The organism is Salinispora sp. CH2A1_6 (assembly GCF_056820975.1).
In genome coordinates this window covers 25,721-43,185 of the sequence record NZ_JBXEDG010000003.1, presented here as the reverse complement: position 1 = coordinate 43,185, position 17,465 = coordinate 25,721, and the positions used below count along the sequence as shown (strand labels likewise).

General features: G+C 70.1%; 18 protein-coding genes. 1 reads left to right on the top strand and 17 read right to left on the bottom strand.

The genetic code is table 11. The annotated features are described in order from the left end of the window. Positions 1 to 17 precede the first annotated feature (17 nt). The 14 genes from AC1UKG_RS05060 to AC1UKG_RS04995 all read right to left on the bottom strand — a co-directional run bounded on the left by AC1UKG_RS05060 (position 18) and on the right by AC1UKG_RS04995 (position 13,598). Positions 18 to 1,994: an ABC transporter ATP-binding protein gene (locus AC1UKG_RS05060; RefSeq protein WP_033662834.1), complete on the bottom strand. Its 1,977-nt coding sequence runs from the start codon at positions 1,992 to 1,994 to the stop codon at positions 18 to 20. Between the two features lie 145 nt (positions 1,995 to 2,139). Beyond that, a complete protein-coding gene (locus tag AC1UKG_RS05055; protein ID WP_018744269.1) occupies positions 2,140 to 2,907 on the bottom strand; it encodes an enoyl-CoA hydratase/isomerase family protein in 768 nt (255 codons plus the stop codon). Positions 2,908 to 2,953: 46 nt separating this feature from the next. After that, positions 2,954 to 3,181: a helix-turn-helix domain-containing protein gene (locus AC1UKG_RS05050; RefSeq protein ID WP_007462679.1), complete on the bottom strand. Its 228-nt coding sequence runs from the start codon at positions 3,179 to 3,181 to the stop codon at positions 2,954 to 2,956. Between the two features lie 152 nt (positions 3,182 to 3,333). Beyond that, the gene (locus AC1UKG_RS05045; protein ID WP_018744268.1) at positions 3,334 to 4,938 is read right to left on the bottom strand and encodes an ABC-F family ATP-binding cassette domain-containing protein; all 1,605 of its coding nucleotides are present in this window, start codon (positions 4,936 to 4,938) and stop codon (positions 3,334 to 3,336) included. Between the two features lie 236 nt (positions 4,939 to 5,174). Beyond that, positions 5,175 to 5,831, bottom strand: coding sequence for an acVLRF1 family peptidyl-tRNA hydrolase (locus tag AC1UKG_RS05040; RefSeq protein ID WP_475890326.1), 657 nt, complete (start codon positions 5,829 to 5,831; stop codon positions 5,175 to 5,177). 41 nt (positions 5,832 to 5,872) lie between these two features. Then, entirely contained in the window at positions 5,873 to 6,568 is a 696-nt protein-coding gene (locus tag AC1UKG_RS05035) for a hypothetical protein (RefSeq protein WP_475890337.1), read from the bottom strand. 236 nt (positions 6,569 to 6,804) lie between these two features. Continuing rightward, complete coding sequence (locus AC1UKG_RS05030) at positions 6,805 to 7,224, bottom strand: metal-sulfur cluster assembly factor (RefSeq protein ID WP_018744265.1); 420 nt, start codon at positions 7,222 to 7,224, stop codon at positions 6,805 to 6,807. Further along, positions 7,221 to 7,697 (bottom strand): Fe-S cluster assembly sulfur transfer protein SufU, encoded by a 477-nt coding sequence (gene sufU / locus AC1UKG_RS05025; RefSeq protein ID WP_018815293.1) that lies wholly within the window; start codon positions 7,695 to 7,697, stop codon positions 7,221 to 7,223. Before sufU ends, AC1UKG_RS05030 begins: the two co-directional genes overlap by 4 nt. After that, positions 7,697 to 9,001, bottom strand: coding sequence for a cysteine desulfurase (locus tag AC1UKG_RS05020; protein ID WP_018744263.1), 1,305 nt, complete (start codon positions 8,999 to 9,001; stop codon positions 7,697 to 7,699). The genes sufU and AC1UKG_RS05020 overlap by 1 nt, the downstream gene beginning before the upstream one ends. Before the next feature lie 25 nt (positions 9,002 to 9,026). Further along, entirely contained in the window at positions 9,027 to 9,800 is a 774-nt protein-coding gene (sufC, locus tag AC1UKG_RS05015) for a Fe-S cluster assembly ATPase SufC (protein WP_018744262.1), read from the bottom strand. Continuing rightward, positions 9,800 to 10,144, bottom strand: a complete 345-nt coding sequence (locus AC1UKG_RS05010; protein ID WP_018815291.1) for a non-heme iron oxygenase ferredoxin subunit — start codon at positions 10,142 to 10,144, stop codon at positions 9,800 to 9,802. The genes sufC and AC1UKG_RS05010 overlap by 1 nt, the downstream gene beginning before the upstream one ends. After that, positions 10,144 to 11,340, bottom strand: coding sequence for a Fe-S cluster assembly protein SufD (gene sufD, locus AC1UKG_RS05005; protein WP_018744260.1), 1,197 nt, complete (start codon positions 11,338 to 11,340; stop codon positions 10,144 to 10,146). Before sufD ends, AC1UKG_RS05010 begins: the two co-directional genes overlap by 1 nt. 75 nt (positions 11,341 to 11,415) lie before the next feature. Continuing rightward, on the bottom strand, positions 11,416 to 12,846 hold the full coding sequence (gene sufB / locus AC1UKG_RS05000) for a Fe-S cluster assembly protein SufB (protein WP_012014297.1): 1,431 nt from the start codon (positions 12,844 to 12,846) through the stop codon (positions 11,416 to 11,418). Continuing rightward, positions 12,843 to 13,598 (bottom strand): ArsR family transcriptional regulator, encoded by a 756-nt coding sequence (locus AC1UKG_RS04995; protein ID WP_018744259.1) that lies wholly within the window; start codon positions 13,596 to 13,598, stop codon positions 12,843 to 12,845. The genes sufB and AC1UKG_RS04995 overlap by 4 nt, the downstream gene beginning before the upstream one ends. Positions 13,599 to 13,696: 98 nt before the next feature. Between AC1UKG_RS04995 and AC1UKG_RS04990 the strand changes: the two genes are divergently transcribed. Next, positions 13,697 to 14,704 (top strand): COX15/CtaA family protein, encoded by a 1,008-nt coding sequence (locus AC1UKG_RS04990; RefSeq protein ID WP_482642717.1) that lies wholly within the window; start codon positions 13,697 to 13,699, stop codon positions 14,702 to 14,704. Positions 14,705 to 14,797: 93 nt separating this feature from the next. Here the strand turns inward: AC1UKG_RS04990 and AC1UKG_RS04985 are convergent, their stop codons facing one another. The 3 genes from AC1UKG_RS04985 to AC1UKG_RS04975 all read right to left on the bottom strand — a co-directional run bounded on the left by AC1UKG_RS04985 (position 14,798) and on the right by AC1UKG_RS04975 (position 17,280). Beyond that, a complete protein-coding gene (locus AC1UKG_RS04985; protein ID WP_482642716.1) occupies positions 14,798 to 15,721 on the bottom strand; it encodes an ATP-grasp domain-containing protein in 924 nt (307 codons plus the stop codon). 10 nt (positions 15,722 to 15,731) lie between these two features. Beyond that, positions 15,732 to 16,067 (bottom strand): hypothetical protein, encoded by a 336-nt coding sequence (locus tag AC1UKG_RS04980; RefSeq protein ID WP_018744256.1) that lies wholly within the window; start codon positions 16,065 to 16,067, stop codon positions 15,732 to 15,734. Between the two features lie 250 nt (positions 16,068 to 16,317). Then, the gene (locus AC1UKG_RS04975) at positions 16,318 to 17,280 is read right to left on the bottom strand and encodes a heme o synthase (protein ID WP_482642715.1); all 963 of its coding nucleotides are present in this window, start codon (positions 17,278 to 17,280) and stop codon (positions 16,318 to 16,320) included. Between the last annotated feature and the right edge of the window lie 185 nt (positions 17,281 to 17,465).

Below are 17,465 nucleotides of genomic sequence, written 5' to 3'. Positions count from 1 at the left end.
GGGGCACCCGATGTGGGCTAATTAGCGGCGGCCGGCGGCAACGCCTCCTCGGCGACGTAGGAGCGCATCGGCAGCGTCACCGGTTCCGGCCCGGTCGCGTCCTGGTACGGCGTGGGCGAGTCGGCGACCGCGAACTGCGTCCGGTACAGCTCGGCGTAGAGCCCGCCCAGGACGACCAGCTCCTCATGCCGCCCCCGCTCGACGATCCGCCCCTGATCGAGTACGAGAATCTGGTCGGCCGCTCGCACCGTGGAGAGCCGGTGCGCGATGACCAGCGCGGTCCGCCCCGTCAACGCCACCGAGAGCGCCTGCTGCACCGCTGCCTCGCTTTCCGAGTCCAGGTGCGCGGTGGCCTCGTCCAGGATCACGATCGAGGGTGCCTTGAGTAGCACCCGGGCGATCGCGATGCGTTGCTTCTCCCCACCGGAGAAGCGGTAGCCGCGCTCCCCCACCACCGTGTCCAGGCCGTCGGGCAACGCCCGCACGAGGTCCGCCACCTGAGCACCGGCGAGGGCAGCCCAGAGTTCGTCGTCGGTGGCCGCCGGCTTGGCGTACCGCAGATTCTCGGCGATGGTCTCGTGGAACAGGTGTGCATCCTGGGTGACGACACCGATCTCGTCGCGCAGGGAGTCCAGGCTGGCGTCCCGGACATCAATCCCGCCGACGAGCACCTGGCCCTCGGTAACGTCGTAGAGCCGAGAGATCAACATGGACAGCGTCGACTTGCCCGCGCCGGAGGGCCCGACCAGGGCGACCATCTGCCCCGGCTCGACGGTGAAGGACACCCCCCGGAGCACCGGCTCGGTGGCCGTCCGATCGAGCGCGGCGACCTCCTCCAGGGAGGCCAGCGAGATCTCGGCGGCGCTCGGATAGCGGAAGTGCACCGACCGGAACTCGACCCGACCGTCGCCCCGCGGCACGGTGACGGCAGCGGCCTTCTCGGTGATGGCGGGTTGCAGGTCGAGCACCTCGTAGACCCGGTCGAACGAGACCAACGCGCTCATCACGTCAACCCGCACGTTGGAGAGCGCGGTGAGTGGACCGTAAAGCCGGGTGAGTAGTAGCGCGAGCGTGACGACGGTGCCGGCACTGACGCTGCCGGTGACCGCCAACCATCCGCCCAGCCCGTAGGTGAGCGCCTGCGCGAGCGAGGCGACCAGCAGCATCGCCACGAAGAAGGTCCGCGAGTACATCGCGGACTGGATGCCGATGTCCCGGACCCGCTCGGCCCGCCCGGCGAACCGACGTGCCTCATTGTCGGGTTGGCCGAAGAGCTTGACCAGCAGTGCGCCGGAGACGCCGAAGCGCTCGGTCATCGTCGCGTTCATCTTGGCGTCGAGGTTGTAGGACTCGCGGGTGATCTCGGCGAGGCGCCGCCCGACCCGGCGGGCGGGAATGATGAACACCGGCAGCAGCACCAGCGACAGTGCGGTGATCTGCCACGACAGGGTGAACATCACCGCCGCGGTGAGCACCAGCTGGATGACGTTGCTGACCACCCCGGACAGGGTCGAGGTGAACGCTCGCTGCGCGCCGAGCACGTCGTTGTTGAGCCGGCTGACCAGCGCGCCGGTCTGGGTCCGGCTGAAGAACTGCAGCGGCATCCGCTGGACGTGGTCGTAGACCCGGGTCCGCAGGTCGAGGATGATGCCCTCACCGATGCGGGCCGAGTACCACCGCTGGGCGAGCGAGAGCAGCGCATCTGCCACCGCGAGCGCGGCGATCACCAACGCCAGCCGAACGATCAGGCTGGATGCCTCGCTGCCGCCCCGGGTGATGGCGTCGATCACTTTGCCGGCGAGCACCGGGGTGGCAACCCCGATCATCGCGGCCAGCACGACGGTGGCCAGGAAGACGACGATGTCCCGCCGGTAGGGCTGGGCGAAGCCGACGATCCGACGCGCCACCCCGCGCTGGAGCCGGTGCGCCGAGATCTCGTCGTGGCTCCGCATCGACCGGAGCATGCTCCAGCCGCCTATGCCGCCGCCGGACATCGGATTGGACACGGTCACCTCCGGGTCATCGGGCCGACCACGACCTCCGGGTCGATTCTCCCGACGCCTGTGACAACCCGGTCAGTAACCCGAATCTTCCCGTACGGCCCTGACGGGCGCTGACAGGTGCCAGCGCCCCGCCCGGCTATTCTCCCCGGCCGGCGAGTTCCCGCAGCCGCCGGGTCTGTGCCTCCCGCTCCGCCCGTTCCTGCTCGGCCGGGGTGCGATCGGACGCGCCGGCGAGCAACGCCTTGATCTCTACGACCGCGTCCCGGTCGTTGGCGAGCAGCCCCGCCGTCAGGTCGCTGACCGCGCCGGCCAGCTCCCCGGTCGGCACGACCAGAGTCGCCAGCCCGATCCGGTCCGCCTCAGCGGCGTCCAACCGCCGCCCGGTGGCGCAGAGCTCCAGCGCGCGCGAGTAGCCCACAAGCTCGACTAGGCGCTTGGTGCCGGCCAGGTCGGGGACCAGGCCGAGTGTCACCTCCGCCATGGAAAACCGGGCATCCTCGGCGAGAACCCGCAGGTCGCAGGCGAGCGCCAGCTGAAACCCGGCGCCGATCGCGTGCCCCTGCACCGCCGCGATCGACACCAGGTCGGGGCGATGCAACCAGGTGAAGGCATCCTGCAGCTCGGCGATCCGGTCCGCGCACTCCTGCTCGGGCAGGGTGGACAGCTCGGCGAAGGAACCCGGCCCGGAAGCACCCGCCACCGACAGGTCAAGGCCGGCGGAGAAGGCCCGGCCTTCCCCGCGGACGACCACGACGCGCACGTCGCCGGGGAGCTTCCGGGAGAAGTCGCGCATCGCTTGCCACATCGCCGGAGTCTGCGCGTTGAGCACGTCGGGCCGGGCCAGGGTGACCGTGGCCACCGCACCGTCGCACTCCAGCCGGACCCCGGTCGCCGCGGCAGTCACCGGACGGCCCGGGGAACGGTGCTGATGGGTGGCGCCGCTCGGCGGGTCACGCCTTCTTGCGACGCCGGGCGCCGCCGCGCTGCCGCAGCTGCACCCCGGACTCGGTGAGCACCCGGTGGATGAATCCGTAGGAGCGGCCGGTTGAGGCCGCGAGCGCACGGATGCTCTCCCCCGAGGTGTACCGCTTGACCAGGTCCTTGGCGAGCGTCTGACGCTCGGCCCCGACGATCCGGCGACCCTTCTCAGTGCTGGTGGCTGTGCCAGTGGCTGCCATGCTGTGTCCTCACGTCCCAGACTGTGCGGTTCGGATACGGTCCCACCTATTAGACCGTCTCGAACGATCATGCGCCAGATATCAACTAATCGCCAACCGACACGCTATGTAATGTCGGCTACCCGATAGGCAGACCGGAGGCCCACGATCGGTCAGGCCAGCTCAACCAGCTCCAGGAGGTCGTCGCTCCAGGCGTCCTCGTCCCCGTCGGGCAGCAGGATGGCCCGATCCGGCTTGAGTGCGGTCACCGCCCCCGGATCGTGCGTGACCAACACGATCGCCCCGGGATAGCGGGCGATCGCGTCCAGCACCTGCTCCCGGCTGACCGGGTCGAGGTTGTTCGTCGGCTCGTCCAGTAGCAGCACGTTCGCACCGGAGCAGACCAGAGTGGCCAGGGCCAGCCGGGTCTTCTCCCCACCGGAGAGCACCCCGGCGGGCTTCTCCACGTCCTCCCCGGAGAAGAGGAACGCACCGAGAATCCGGCGCAGGTCCGTGTCACTCTGCTCCGGCGCGGCGCTGCGCATGTGTTCCAGAATCGTCCGCTGGACGTCCAGGGTCTCGTGCTCCTGGGCGTAGTAGCCCAGCCGGAGCCCGTGTCCGGGCCGCACCTCGCCGGTGTCCGGTTCCAGCAGGCCACCGAGGATCCGCAGCAGGGTGGTCTTGCCGGCACCGTTGAGGCCGAGGATCGCCACCCGGGATCCGCGGTCGACCGCGACATCCACGTCGGTGAAGATCTCCAACGATCCGTACGACTTCGACAGTCCACTCGCGGTCAGCGGGGTACGACCGCACGCCGTGGGGGTGGGGAAGCGCACCTTCGCCACCTTGTCGCCGACCCGCACCTCCTCCAACCCGGAGAGCAGCCGCTGGGCCCGACGGGCCATGTTCTGGGCGGCGACGGTCTTGGTGGCCTTCGCCCGCATCTTGTCCGCCTGCGCCATCAGCGCGCCGGCCTTCTTCTCTGCGTTGGCCCGCTCCCGGCGGCGACGCCGCTCGTCGGTCTCCCGCGCCTCCAGGTACGCCTTCCACCCCAGGTTGTAGACGTCCACCACCGAACGGGTGGCGTCGAGGAACCAGACCTTGTTGACCACCGCCTCCAGCAGAGCGGCGTCGTGGGAGATCACGATCAGGCCGCCCTTGTGATTGGCGAGGAACCCGCGCAGCCAGGTGATCGAGTCGGCGTCCAGGTGGTTGGTCGGCTCGTCGAGCAGCAGAATGCCGCCACCGTTCTCGCCCGCGTCGCGGAACAGGATCCGCGCCAGTTCGATCCGACGGCGCTGGCCGCCGGAGAGGGTGCCGATGGTCTGGGCCAGCGCCCGGTCGGGGAGCCCGAGGTTGGCGCAGATGCGGGCCGCCTCCGCCTCGGCCGCGTACCCGCCCAGCGAGGCGAACTGGTCCTCCAACGCGCCATAGCGGCGGACCAGCTTGTCGTCGGGTGTCTCGGCGAGCTTCCCCTCCAGCTCGGTCATCCGCGCCATCAGTTGGTCGAGGCCGCGGGCGGAGAGGACCCGGTCGCGCCCGGTCACGTCGAGGTCGCCGGTGCGTGGGTCCTGCGGCAGGTAGCCGATGTTGCTGCGGCGGTCGAGCTGACCGGCGTACGGCTGCCCCTCGCCGGCCAGCACCTTCAGCGTCGTGGTCTTGCCGGCGCCGTTGCGGCCGACCAGGCCGATCCGGTCCCCCGGCTGTACCCGCAGCGTGGTGTCGGAGAGCAGGATTCGGGATCCGGCGCGGAGTTCCAGGCCGGTGGCAGTGATCATGTCGGAAGACTCGCTCTCGGGGTGGAAAGGCTGGCTCAGGGCACGCGAAAGCACCGGCGGGCCGGAGGACCGTCGGTGCGGGGCGGTTCAGCCTTCGCAGAGCAGCACGCGCCAATTGTACCGGGACGGGCCCCGCCCGGTCCTGCGGATTACCTCACCAAGATCACTGACCCGGGATCGCTGTGGGCCGGCACCGCCCACCGGCAAGGCGGCGGACCCGGCGTTACCCGGGGGCCCTAAGCCCCTACCTCGGAATCACGGACGAGGATGTGGACGGCTCGGGCGGCGGGAATGGCGTCGAGTAGCACGGCGCGGCGGGGCTCCGGCACGGTCAGCAGGCGCTCGGCCCGCAGCCCGACCAGCGGAGCCAGCCGACGATCCGCGAGCACCGTGTCCACCGTCCGGCGGTCCCCACCACAGACCAGGGCCGCGAGCGTCGGAGCCGCTGGCAGCAGCAGGCGCAGAGCCAGCTCGACCGCGTCCGCCACCGCCGCCTTCGCCTGATTCTCCCGCCGCCGGGCAAACCGCTGCTGCGACCAACCGCCGGCAGCTGTCCGGCCCTGCACGTAGTGCGTATCGACCTTCGACACGACCAGCTCCGTTCCCTCGGCGACGCCGAGGGCCACCGCACCCTTGCGGGCGAGCAGCAGGCCGATCCGCCGGGGCCGGGACACGGCCGCCAGGAACCCATCCAGGTCGACCGCGCCGGGAGCGCCGGGCGGGGTGTGCAACTCGGCGGTCGCACCGTCCGAGGCGGTTAACAGCAGCCCGTACTCCTGCGGGGTGGAGATCGACGGACCGTGCCGGTCGGCGAAGCCGGCAACCCAGCGAGCGGCCCGGCCCGGGTCCACCTCGACCCACCGGCCGCCTCCCGCTGCGGGCCTACTACGCACACCTCGAACCTACCGCTGCCCTCCGGCTCCCCTTCGTCGGGTCAGGCCGACACGAGCGTGACGACGACGAGCGCTCCGATGGTGCTGGATATCAGGGCAGTGCCGAGCCGGCCGCGCGGGCCGGCGAGGATCCGGCCGGCCAGCATGCCACCCCTGGCAACCACCAGTTGGCAACTCGCCGAGGCGAGAAACACCCCGAGCAGGAGCACCGCAGCGGCCGGCAGATCCGGGACAGCGGGGGCCCGGTAGCCGAGTACAAGCATCGCGAGATAGAACATGGACGCGGGATTCAACAAGGTCAACATCAGTATCCAGACGAACACCCGCCGCGGCGGCGGCTCCAAGTCCCCGCGGCCCACGACCGACCGGCCAACGACGTCGGGGGCGCCGGCCGTGGATGTAGCTTCGGCATCCGGGCCGGCAACCGCACCCGAGCGGGCGGAACGCCGCGTCGCGGCGTGGGTTGCCAAGGCGAGCAGTACCACCGCGGCGCCCACCCGCACTGGGCCGGCGGCCGAAGCGAGCACCCAGGCCAACGCGACACCGCCGAGGATCGCAACGGCCACGTACAGACCGTTGGTGAGGGCGACGTTGAAGGCCGCGGCCGTCTCCACCCGCGACGCGATCGGCGCGACCTGCAGGACAAGTACCGCGAAGACGCCGACCGGGATGGCCACGACCAGGTAGCCAAGACCCTCGGCTACAGCCGAAGCGGCTGCGAACAGGCCATCGGCCAGCACGACGCCGAGGGCCACGGCCACACCCACCCGCGACGCGGTCCGCCTGACCCGCCACAGGACGAGTACCGCGAAGACGCCGACCGGGATGAGCAGGCCGAAACCGGCGGCCAGACCTAACAGAAACGCATCGATCACACCGTGATCCTGCGTCGCCCCCAACGCCCGCGGCTATCGGCTTTCCGACGGAGGCGACGCAGCGCCTGGCACAGTGGATGCGGCGGAGGGCACCGTGGTCAGACGTTGAAGCCCAGCGCCCGAAGCTGCTCGCGCCCCTCGTCGGTGATCTTGTCTGGTCCCCACGGCGGAAGCCACACCCAGTTGATCCGCATCTCGTTGACCAGGCCGCCCCCCGGACCGGTGGTCAGGGCCGACCGCGCCTGGTCCTCGATGACGTCGGTCAGCGGGCAGGCCGCCGAGGTGAGCGTCATGTCCAGCGTGGCGACGTTGTCGTCGTCAACGTGGACGCCGTAGAGCAGGCCCAGGTCGACCACGTTGATGCCCAGCTCGGGGTCGACGACATCCTTCATCGCCTCCTCGACGTCGGCGACGGCGGCCTTGCCGGCCTTCGCGGCCGGCACGCCCGCCGGAGCCGCCGCACCGGTCGCGCCATCACCCGGGGCCGACGTGGCCTCGGTGGCAGTGTCCTCGCTCATCCCTGAACCTCCGTCGGGCTCGTGTCCACACCGGCGCGTGCCGCGGCGTCCTTGAACGCCATCCACGGCAACAGCGCGCACTTAACCCGGGCGGGGTAGCGGGCGACGCCCGCGAAAGCCACCCCGTCCCCGAGTACCTCCTCGTCCGGCGTGACCTCGCCCCGGCCGGACATCAACTCCACGAACGCCGCGTGCACCGCGAACGCCTCGGCGGCCGGACGGCCGGCGAGTAGCTCGTGCAGCACACTCGCCGAGGCCTGGCTGATCGAGCAGCCGTACCCGTCGTACGAGACGTCGTGCAGCACCGCGCCGTCGGTGGCGATCCGGACGGTGACCTCGTCCCCGCAGGTCGGGTTGACGTGGTGCGCCTCGGCGACGGAAGCCGCCGGGTCGTCCGCGTCGCGCAGCCCCCGGCCATGCGGGTGCTTGTAGTGGTCCAGGATGATCTCCTGGTAGAGCTGGTCAACCTGCATCAGGCGAACACCTTCCGCACCTGCTCCAGCCCCGCCACCAGGGCGTCGATCTCCTCCGTGGTGGTGTAGAGGTAGAACGAGGCCCGAGTCGTGGCCGGCACCCCGAACCGGGTGCAGACCGGGCGGGCACAGTGGTGACCGACGCGCACCTGCACGCCCAGCGAGTCGAGCACCTGCCCGACGTCGTGCGGATGGATGTCACCCAGCGCGAACGAGATCGTGCCGCCCCGGCCGACCGGAACGTTCGGCCCGAAGATCCGCAGCCCGGGCACCGTCGCCAGGGCGTCCAGGGCGTACGCGGTGAGTTGCTTCTCGTGCCACTGGATGGCCCGCATGCCGACACCGGAAAGGTAGTCCACCGCCGCGCCCAGCGCGACCGCCTCGGCGATCGGGGGGGTGCCCGCCTCGAACCGGGTCGGCGGCGGGGCGAAGGTCGACCCCGACATCGCCACCGTTTCGATCATCGACCCACCGCCGAGCACCGGCGGCATCGCCGCGAGCAACTCGGCGCGGCCCCAGAGCACGCCGATGCCGCTCGGGGCACACATCTTGTGCCCGGTGAAGACGATGAAGTCCGGGTCGTAGCCGACCACGTCCATCGGCATGTGCGGCACCGACTGCGAGCAGTCGAGCAGCAGCAGCGCGCCGACCTCCCGGACCCGCTGCGTGATCCGGGACGTCGCGTTGACAGTCCCGAGAATGTTGGACATGTGCACCAGCGAGACGATCTTCGTCCGCTCGTTGACCAGGTCCGTCAAGCCCGACTCGTCCAGCCGACCGTGGTCGGTGACCGGGAACCAGCGCAGGGTGGCGCCGGTGCGCTCGCAGAGCAACTGCCAGGGGACGATGTTCGAGTGGTGCTCCATCTCGGAGATCACCACCTCGTCACCCGGGCCCAGTCGGAACCGCGGGTCGGCGTCGGGACGCAGCGACGCGTTCGAGAAGGCGTACGCCACGATGTTGATCGCCTCGGTGGAGTTCTTGGTGAACACCACCTCGTCCGGGCTCGGGGCGTTGATGAAGGCGGCGACCTTGGCACGCGCGCCCTCGTACGCCTCGGTCGCCTCGGTGCCCAACGTGTGCACCGAGCGCGACACGTTCGCGTTACGCCACTCGTAGTGCTCCCGCAGCACGTCGAGCACCTGCCGTGGCTTGTGCGACGTGTTCGCGCTGTCCAGGTAAACCAGCGGATGCCCGTTGACCTTCCGACCCAGGATCGGGAAGTCAGCGCGCACCGCCGCCACGTCGTAGCTTGGCACGTCGCCATACTGCGGCATACCCGGTGGAATCGCGATGGTGGTCATCGTGACCGGCCTTTCCTTGAGGTCGTCAGGCCCGCGCCGAGCCGGCCCCGGCGACGTACCGCTCGTAACCCTCGTCCTCGAGCTTGTCGGCCAGCTCCGGGCCGCCCTCCTCGACGATCCGGCCGGCGACGAAGACGTGCACGTGGTCCGGCTTGATGTACCGCAGGATCCGGGTGTAGTGGGTGATCAGCAGCAGGCCGGTGTCACCGGTCTCCCGGACCCGGTTGACGCCCTGGCTGACCACGCGGAGCGCGTCCACGTCGAGGCCGGAGTCGGTCTCGTCGAGGATCGCCACCTTCGGCTTGAGCAGCTCCAGCTGCACGATCTCGTGCCGCTTCTTCTCGCCGCCGGAGAAGCCCTCGTTGACGTTGCGCTGGGCAAACGCCGGGTCCATCTGCAGGCGCTCCATGGAGCCCCGCAAGTCACCCGCCCAGGTGCGCAGCTTCGGTGCCGTACCGTCGATCGCGGTCTTCGCGGTGCGCAGGAAGTTCGCCACCGACACCCCGGGAACCTCGACCGGGTACTGCATGGCCAGGAAGAGGCCGGCGCGGGCCCGCTCGTCCACGGACATCGCCAGGACGTCCGCGCCGTCGAGCGTCACCGAACCACCGGTGATCTCGTACTTCGGATGCCCGGCGACCGAGTAGGCCAGGGTGGACTTGCCGGAGCCGTTCGGGCCCATGATGGCGTGCGTCTCCCCCGACCGGACGGTCAGGTCGACACCGTGCAGGATCGGCTTGAGCTCACCCTCGGGCAGCTTGACCGACACCTGCAGGTCACGGATCTCAAGGGTGCTCATTATCGGGTCACTCCATTGCTTGGCATCGGGCGGCCGTCGGCGCCCACTGGGATGTAGATGTCGCCGTCGCGGATCTCGACGGGGTAGACGGGGACGGGTTCGGTGGCGGGTAGCCCGGTCGGCTCGCCGGTGCGCAGGTCGAACCGCGAACCGTGCAGCCAGCACTCCAGGGTGCAGCCCTCGACCTCCCCCTCGGAGAGGGCCACCGCGGCGTGCGAGCACTCGTCGTAGACGGCGTAGAAGGCGCCGTCCGCACCGTGCACGATCGCGATCTTCACGCCGTCAACGTCCGCACTCACCACGCTGCCCTTCGGCACGTCCTCGGCGGCGCAGATGCGGATCATCACGCACCGGCCTTCGCGGCGTTGTCCCCGCTCACGTACGTGGGGTCGGCGAATTCGCTCTCCCCACTGGCCAGCCGGGCCTCGATCGCCGTGCCGAGGCGCTCCCGCAGCGACTCGACCGGGATCTTGTTGAGCAGCTCGGCGAAGAAGCCGCGGACCACGAGCCGCCGCGCCTCGGCCTCCGGGATCCCCCGGGCCATCAGGTAGAACAGCTGCTCATCGTCGAAGCGACCGGTCGCGCTCGCGTGACCGGCGCCGGCGATCTCCCCGGTCTCAATCTCCAGATTGGGTACGGAGTCCGCCCGCGCCCCCTCGGTGAGCAGCAGGTTTCGGTTGATCTCGTAGGTGTCGGTGCCGGTCGCCTCGGCCCGGATCAGCACATCGCCGACCCAGACGGTACGGGCGCTCTCGCCCTGCAGGGCACCCCGGTAGCCCACGTAGCTGCGGCAGTCCGGGACCGAGTGGTCCACCAGCTGCCGGTGCTCCAGGTGCTGCCCCTCGTCGGCGAAGTAGACCCCGTACAGCTCGGCCTCGCCGCCCCGCTCGGTGTACTCCACGGTGGTGTACTGCCGGACCAGGTCGCCGCCGAGGCTGACCTGGACGTGCAGTACCCGGGCGGCGCGCCCCAGCCGCACCTTCAGGTGCTGCGCCTGTACCGCGTCGTCGGCCCAGTCGGCGACGGTGACCAGGGTCAGCTTCGCGCCGTCGGCGACCGAGACCTCGACGTTGTCGGCGAGCGTCGCCGAACCGACGTGCTCGAGCACCAGCGTCGCCTCGGCGAACCGGCCCACCTCGACGAAGGTGTGCCCGAAGGCGATTTCGTCGACGCCCTCGCCGACCACCCGCAGGGTCACCGGCTCGGCCAGCACGGCCTCATCGGCGATCCGCACCAGCTGCGCCTGCGCGGCACCGCGGTACGCGAGCGCGCTGATCCGGTCCGCCGGCACGAGTACGCTGCCGATCCGCGGATCGTCCTTCGCGACCGACTCGACGGTGACGCCCGCGGGCAGGTCGCCGTACTCGTGCCGGACCGCGCCCGCGCTGGCCGGCACCCCGCCGGTCAAGCCCCGCAGACGGTTGAGTGGGGTGAAGCGCCACTCCTCCTCCAGGCCGGTGAGGGCCGAGAAGTCGGTGACATCGTATGAGCGCAGCGCCTGCGACTTGGTGCTGGGCGGCGCGGAAGCCTGGGTAGTCATCTCTTCCTTGGTTCTGTTCTGCGACGACGGTGTCAGTAACGGGGACGGGTCGGGTCCGTCACGGCCGCGGCGGCCTCAGCCGACCGCGCCCTCCATCTGCAGCTCGATCAGGCGGTTGAGCTCCAGGGCGTACTCCATCGGAAGCTCCTTGGCGATCGGCTCGATGAAGCCACGAACGATCATCGCCATCGCCTCGTCCTCGCTCAGCCCCCGGCTCATCAGGTAGAAGAGCTGGTCCTCGCTGACCTTCGAGACGGTCGCCTCGTGCCCCATCGACACGTCGTCCTCGCGGATGTCGACGTACGGGTAGGTGTCCGAGCGGGAGATGGTGTCGACCAGCAGCGCGTCGCACTTCACGGTGCTCTTGCTGCTGTGTGAACCCTCCAGCACCTGCACCAGACCGCGGTACGAGGTACGACCGCCACCGCGGGCGATCGACTTCGAGACGATGGTGCTGCTGGTGCGCGGTGCGGCGTGCACCATCTTGGCACCGGCGTCCTGGTGCTGGCCTTCACCGGCCATGGCCACCGAGAGCACCTCGCCCTTGGCGTGTTCGCCGGTCATGAAGACCGCCGGGTACTTCATCGTGACCTTGGAACCGATGTTGCCGTCGATCCACTCCATGGTCGCGCCCTCGTGGCACACCGCGCGCTTGGTGACCAGGTTGTAAACGTTGTTCGACCAGTTCTGGATGGTGGTGTAGCGGCAGCGGGCGTTCTTCTTGACGATGATCTCCACGACGGCGCTGTGCAGCGAGTCCGAGGAGTAGATGGGGGCGGTGCAGCCCTCGACGTAGTGCACGTACGCACCCTCGTCCACGATGATCAGGGTCCGCTCGAACTGGCCCATGTTCTCCGTGTTGATCCGGAAGTAGGCCTGGAGCGGGATCTCCACGTGCACGCCCTTCGGCACGTAGATGAAGGAGCCACCGGACCAGACCGCGGTGTTCAGGGCGGCGAACTTGTTGTCGCCGACCGGGATCACCGTGCCGAAGTACTCCTTGAAGAGGTCCTCGTGCTCCTTGAGCGCGGTGTCCGTGTCGAGGAAGACGACGCCCTGCTCCTCCAGGTCATCACGGATCTTGTGGTAGACGACCTCGGACTCGTACTGCGCCGCCACCCCCGCGACCAGCCGCTGCTTCTCCGCCTCGGGGATGCCCAGCTTGTCGTAGGTGTTCTTGATGTCCTCCGGCAGCTCCTCCCAGCTGGTCGCCTGCTTCTCGGTGGAGCGCACGAAGTACTTGATGTTGTCGAAGTCGATCCCGGTGAGGTCGGCGCCCCAGGCCGGCATGGGCTTGCGATCGAACAACCGCAGCCCCTTGCGCCGCAGGTCGAGCATCCAGGCCGGCTCAGCCTTCTTGGCCGAGATGTCCCGCACGACCGCCTCGTTGAGGCCACGCTGCGCGACGGCCCCGGCCGCGTCGGGGTCGGCCCAGCCGTACTCGTAGCGACCGAGGGCGGCGAGCTGCTCCTCCTGGGTCAGGGGCTGAACGGTCTGCTCGGTCATCTATCTGTCCTCACAGTGGTGACGGTCTTACTGGACTGAACATGCCCCGGCTGGGCCGGGATGTGCGTCGTGCACACCCCATCGCCATGCGCGATGGTCGCCAGGCGCTGCACGTGGGTGCCGACCAGCCGGGAGATCACCGCGGTCTCGGCCTCGCACAGCTGGGGGAACTCGGCGGCCACGTGCGCCACCGGGCAGTGATGTTGGCACAGCTGCCCCCCCGAGGCGATCGTGGAGGCGTTGGCAGCGTAGCCCTCCGCGGTCAGGGCGGCGGCGAGTGCCTCCGCGCGGGCGAGCGGGTCGTCGCCGGCGTCTTCCATGGCCGCCAGGCAGCGGGTCTCCAGGGCGGAGACCTGCTCGGCGGCGAAGGCCGCCACCGCCTCCGATCCCCCGCCCCGGGCGATCCAACGCAGCGCGGCGGTGGCCATGTTGTCGTAGTGGTGGGTGCCGCAGCGACCTCGGGCCGCCTCGGTCAGCAGAAAGACCTTGGCCGGACGGCCGCGCCCGCGGTGGCCTCGGACCGCCGGATCGCGGGCGAGGACATCTCCCTCGGCGAGCATCGCGTCCAGGTGCCGCCGAATCGCGGCGGGGCTGAGCCCGAGCTCGCGCCCCAGCTGCGCGGCGGTGGTGGCACCCCGCTCCAGCAGCAGCTGGGTAACCCGGTCGCGGGTTGACGGGTCGGCGACGGCCGACCCACCGGCGAGCCCGACAGGCGCCGGCTGGCGCCCCGATAGCCCCGCCGCGTTTTTCACAACGCCAACGTTACGTAATTCGCCGGAGGCCTGCAAACTCGGGGTCCGGTGATCCAAAACACCGTTGTGGCGAAGCCGCCCGAGGGGGCACCACTACGATGCGTAGGATTTGCGCCGTGACTGTCGCCGCCCGGTTCCCGGTCTCCACCACCATGCTGCGTCGGCTGGCGTTCGCCAACATTCTCGCGAACGTGCTGATCGTCGTGACCGGCGGGGCCGTCCGGCTGACCGCCTCCGGCCTGGGCTGCCCCACCTGGCCCCGCTGCACCGACGCGTCGTACACCGCCACGCCGGAGATGGGCCTGCACGGGGCGATCGAGTTCGGCAACCGGCTGCTCACCTTCGCGGTCGGCATCGTCGCCATCGCCGTGGTGGTGGCCGTCCTGCTACACCGACCACGCCGACCCGGCCTGCTGCCGCTCGCGGTCGCGGTCCTGCTCGGCATCCCGGCGCAGGCGGTGATTGGTGGGATCACCGTCCTCACCAAGCTCAACCCGTGGGTGGTCGGGCTGCACTTCCTCGCCTCGATGGTCGTGATCGCCCTCGCGTACACCCTCTGGCGGCGGATCGCGGAACCGGACGGCCCGACCGTGCCGGTGGTGCCCGGGCCGCTGCGCACCCTCGCGGTGATCACGACCGTGGTCTGCGTGGCGGTACTCGTGGTCGGCACCTGGGTCACCGGCAGCGGCCCACACGCCGGTGACGGTGGGGCGGCCCGCAACGGCCTCGACGCCGAGCAGATCTCCCAGGTCCACGCCGACGGGGTGTTCCTGCTGATCGGCCTCTCGGTGGCCCTGGTCTTCGCGTTCCGGGCGGTCGGCGCCGCGGGCCCCGCCCGGGCCGCGCTGGTGTTGGTCGGGGTGGAGGCGGGGCAGGGTGTGATCGGCTACGTGCAGTACTTCACCAACCTGCCGGCACTGCTGGTCGGCGCCCACATGCTCGGCTCCTGCCTGGTGCTGCTGGCCACCCTCGCGGTACTCCGGTCGACCCGGGAACGCCAGCCGGCCGTCACCCCCACGCCGACCAGCGCCCCCACCGCCCACGACACCGCGCCTGAGCCCGCGGTCCCCGCTCCCGCCGGAGTCGTCGGTCCCGGCCGGGCCTGAATCGTCGGTCCCGTTCGATCGGCGAGGTCGGGGCCCAGACGCCACCGTCGTCGGCCCGCGAAGGGCGGTCCGACGACGGTGGGCGAGCGTGTTTCAGGGTTGACGGTGCAGCTGGGTCAGGATGGCGTCCGCGAGACGATCCGGGGCACCGTCGGCGTACCCGAGGAAGAGTGACGGCTCGGTCAGCTCCAACTCGACCAGGAGCGGCGCGTCGCCCTCGCCCGGGATCAGGTCAACCCGGGCGTAGAGCAGCCGCTCCGGTCCGCCCGGCACCTCGGCGAGGATCTTCTCCGCCACCGCCACCTGCTCCGCGGTGGCGGTGCGGGGGGTGATCCGCTCGGCTTTACGGGGCTCCTCCGGCCCCAGGTCCGGGCCGGTCAGCATCGCGCCCTTACGGATCGCATGACTGAAACGCAGGCCGTCGGAGCCAGCGAGAAAGAGCAACGCGGTCTCGCCGTCGGTGTCCACAGCGGAGAGGTACGGCTGCACCATGGTCACTCGCCCGGCCGCGGCGAGGCGCCGCACATGCGCCTGGGCGAGTTCTCGGTGCTCGGGGTCGGCCAGGTCGTACCGGCCGGTGTCCCGGCTGTCCGCGCTGACCGAGGGTTTGATGACGTACTCCCCGCGCTCCGCGGGGTGCGCCCACTGCTGCCCCGGCTGGATCCAGGCGGTGGGGACGGTGGCCACTCCGGCGGTGGAGAGCTGTTCGAGGTAGCGCTTGTCGGTGTTCCAGCGGACGACGTCCGCCGGGTTGGCCAGGGCCGGCACCGTCGCCGCCCAGGCGATGAAGGCGTCCCGGCGCGCGGTGTAGTCCCACGGCGAACGGAGAACCACGAGGTCATAACCCGCCCAGTCAACGCCGGGATCATCCCAGACCACCGCCTCGGCGGTGACGCCACGCGCCGCGAGCGGCGCGTGGACGAGGCGGTCGTCACTCTCAAGGTCAGGAAGGGCGGCGCAGGTCACGAGGGCGACCCGGGCTTCCCGCCGGGCCGACTCGGACGAAGTGATCACCATAACCGGGAGCCTAACGAGCCATCGTGCGCCGGGCCATCGACCGCCAGAGGTCGTTACTCGGACGCATCTGGTCCATCAGTTCACGCTCCCACGCGTTCTCGACGGTGACGCCCGCCGTGGCACACGCCTGCCGCGCGACGACGGTGTCGTCCGCGAACTGGTCGCCCCAGACCCCGTCGGAGCCGACGAGGACGATGCGCGCACCGCGCTTGCCGACGTACTCGATGACCGCCTTCGCGCCGCCGTGACCGGCGGCGAACGACTTGATGCCGGCGACCAAGCCGCTGGGGGCCGGGCCGTTGGGGGCCTGCTCGGCCGTCAGCGTCGTATCGGAACGATCTGCCATGACGCGAAGCCTAAGCAGAGTTCCCCCCATGCGGGCGAGTTCGGTGAACCTTTTGTGATGCCAGTTACCCCGAAAGCGTGACCGGAGATGCCCCTTTTCGCCCGATTTACCTGCATAATTTTCGCATTATCGGCAAGGAGATTTCTAAAACGTAAACCACGCTGACGGATTTCCGACCAACCCGGGATTCCCGGACGTCAATGGCGAAGCCGACAAACCCCATACCTTCGCCCTCGGTCCGACCGGGCGGTCAGATCACCGCGTCCAGCGCCACCGCCGCGAAGACGACGGTCAGGTAGGTGGTGGACCAGTGGAACAACCGCATCGGCTTGACCGCTTCCCCCCGCGCCGCCCGACGGCACAGCCGATGCGCCTCGACCAGGAAGACGACCCCCACGACGAGGGTCGGCAGCCCGTAGACCGGTCCGATCCCAGCCCCGAGCGGCCAGGCCGCCAGCGAAACCAGCACCGTCAGCCAGGCGAAGACAAGAATCTCGGCGTTGACCCGTCGGGTTGACGCCACCACCGGCAGCATCGGGATGCCCGCCCGGGCGTAGTCTTCCTTGTACTTCATCGCCAGCGGGTAGAAGTGCGGCATCTGCCAGAAGAAGACGACCCCGAAGAGCGCCCAGGCAGCCGGCGCGAGGGAGCCGGTCACCGCGGCCCAGCCGATCAACACCGGCGCCGCCCCACAGGCCCCACCCCAGAAGGTGTTCGCCGGGGTGGTGCGCTTGAGCCAGGCGGTGTAAACCAGGTCGTAATAGAGAATCGCGGCCAGCGTCAACCCGGCGGCCAACGCGTTGGTGAAGACAGCCAGCAGGGTGACCGAGACCACCGCCAGCACCAAGCCAAAGATCAATGCACTCCGCGGTGCGACAGTGTGTGCCGGCAGCGGGCGACGCTTGGTGCGCCGCATCACCTGATCGATATCCCGGTCGATGTAGCAGTTCAGGACGCTGGCCGCGCCGGCCGCCAGCGACCCGCCGACCAGCACCACCGCCATCAGCCAGAGCGACGGCAGACCACCGTGCGCGAGCATCATCGCCGGCACGGTGGTGACCAGCAGCAGCTCAACGATCCGCGGCTTGGTCAACGCCACGTACGCCGCGACCACCGCCCGCGGGTCCCGCCGCGAGCCGACCGCCCCATCCCCCGTCGCGCCGACCGACTTCCCGGCGGTGTCGCTGACGGGGCGCTCGGTGATCATGCTCACGGATGCCACCTTCCGGCATGGGCGGGGGAGGTCAGAATGATCGGGCCCCACTCCGGGACCATCACCGCCCCACCCTACGCGCCGCCGTTATGGCTGCCCTGGTGACCCGGCAACGGTGCGGGGCGTCACACTCGTACGCGACGAAGCGGCCGGAACCGGGAGAACAGCATGCACGGATCCGTGGG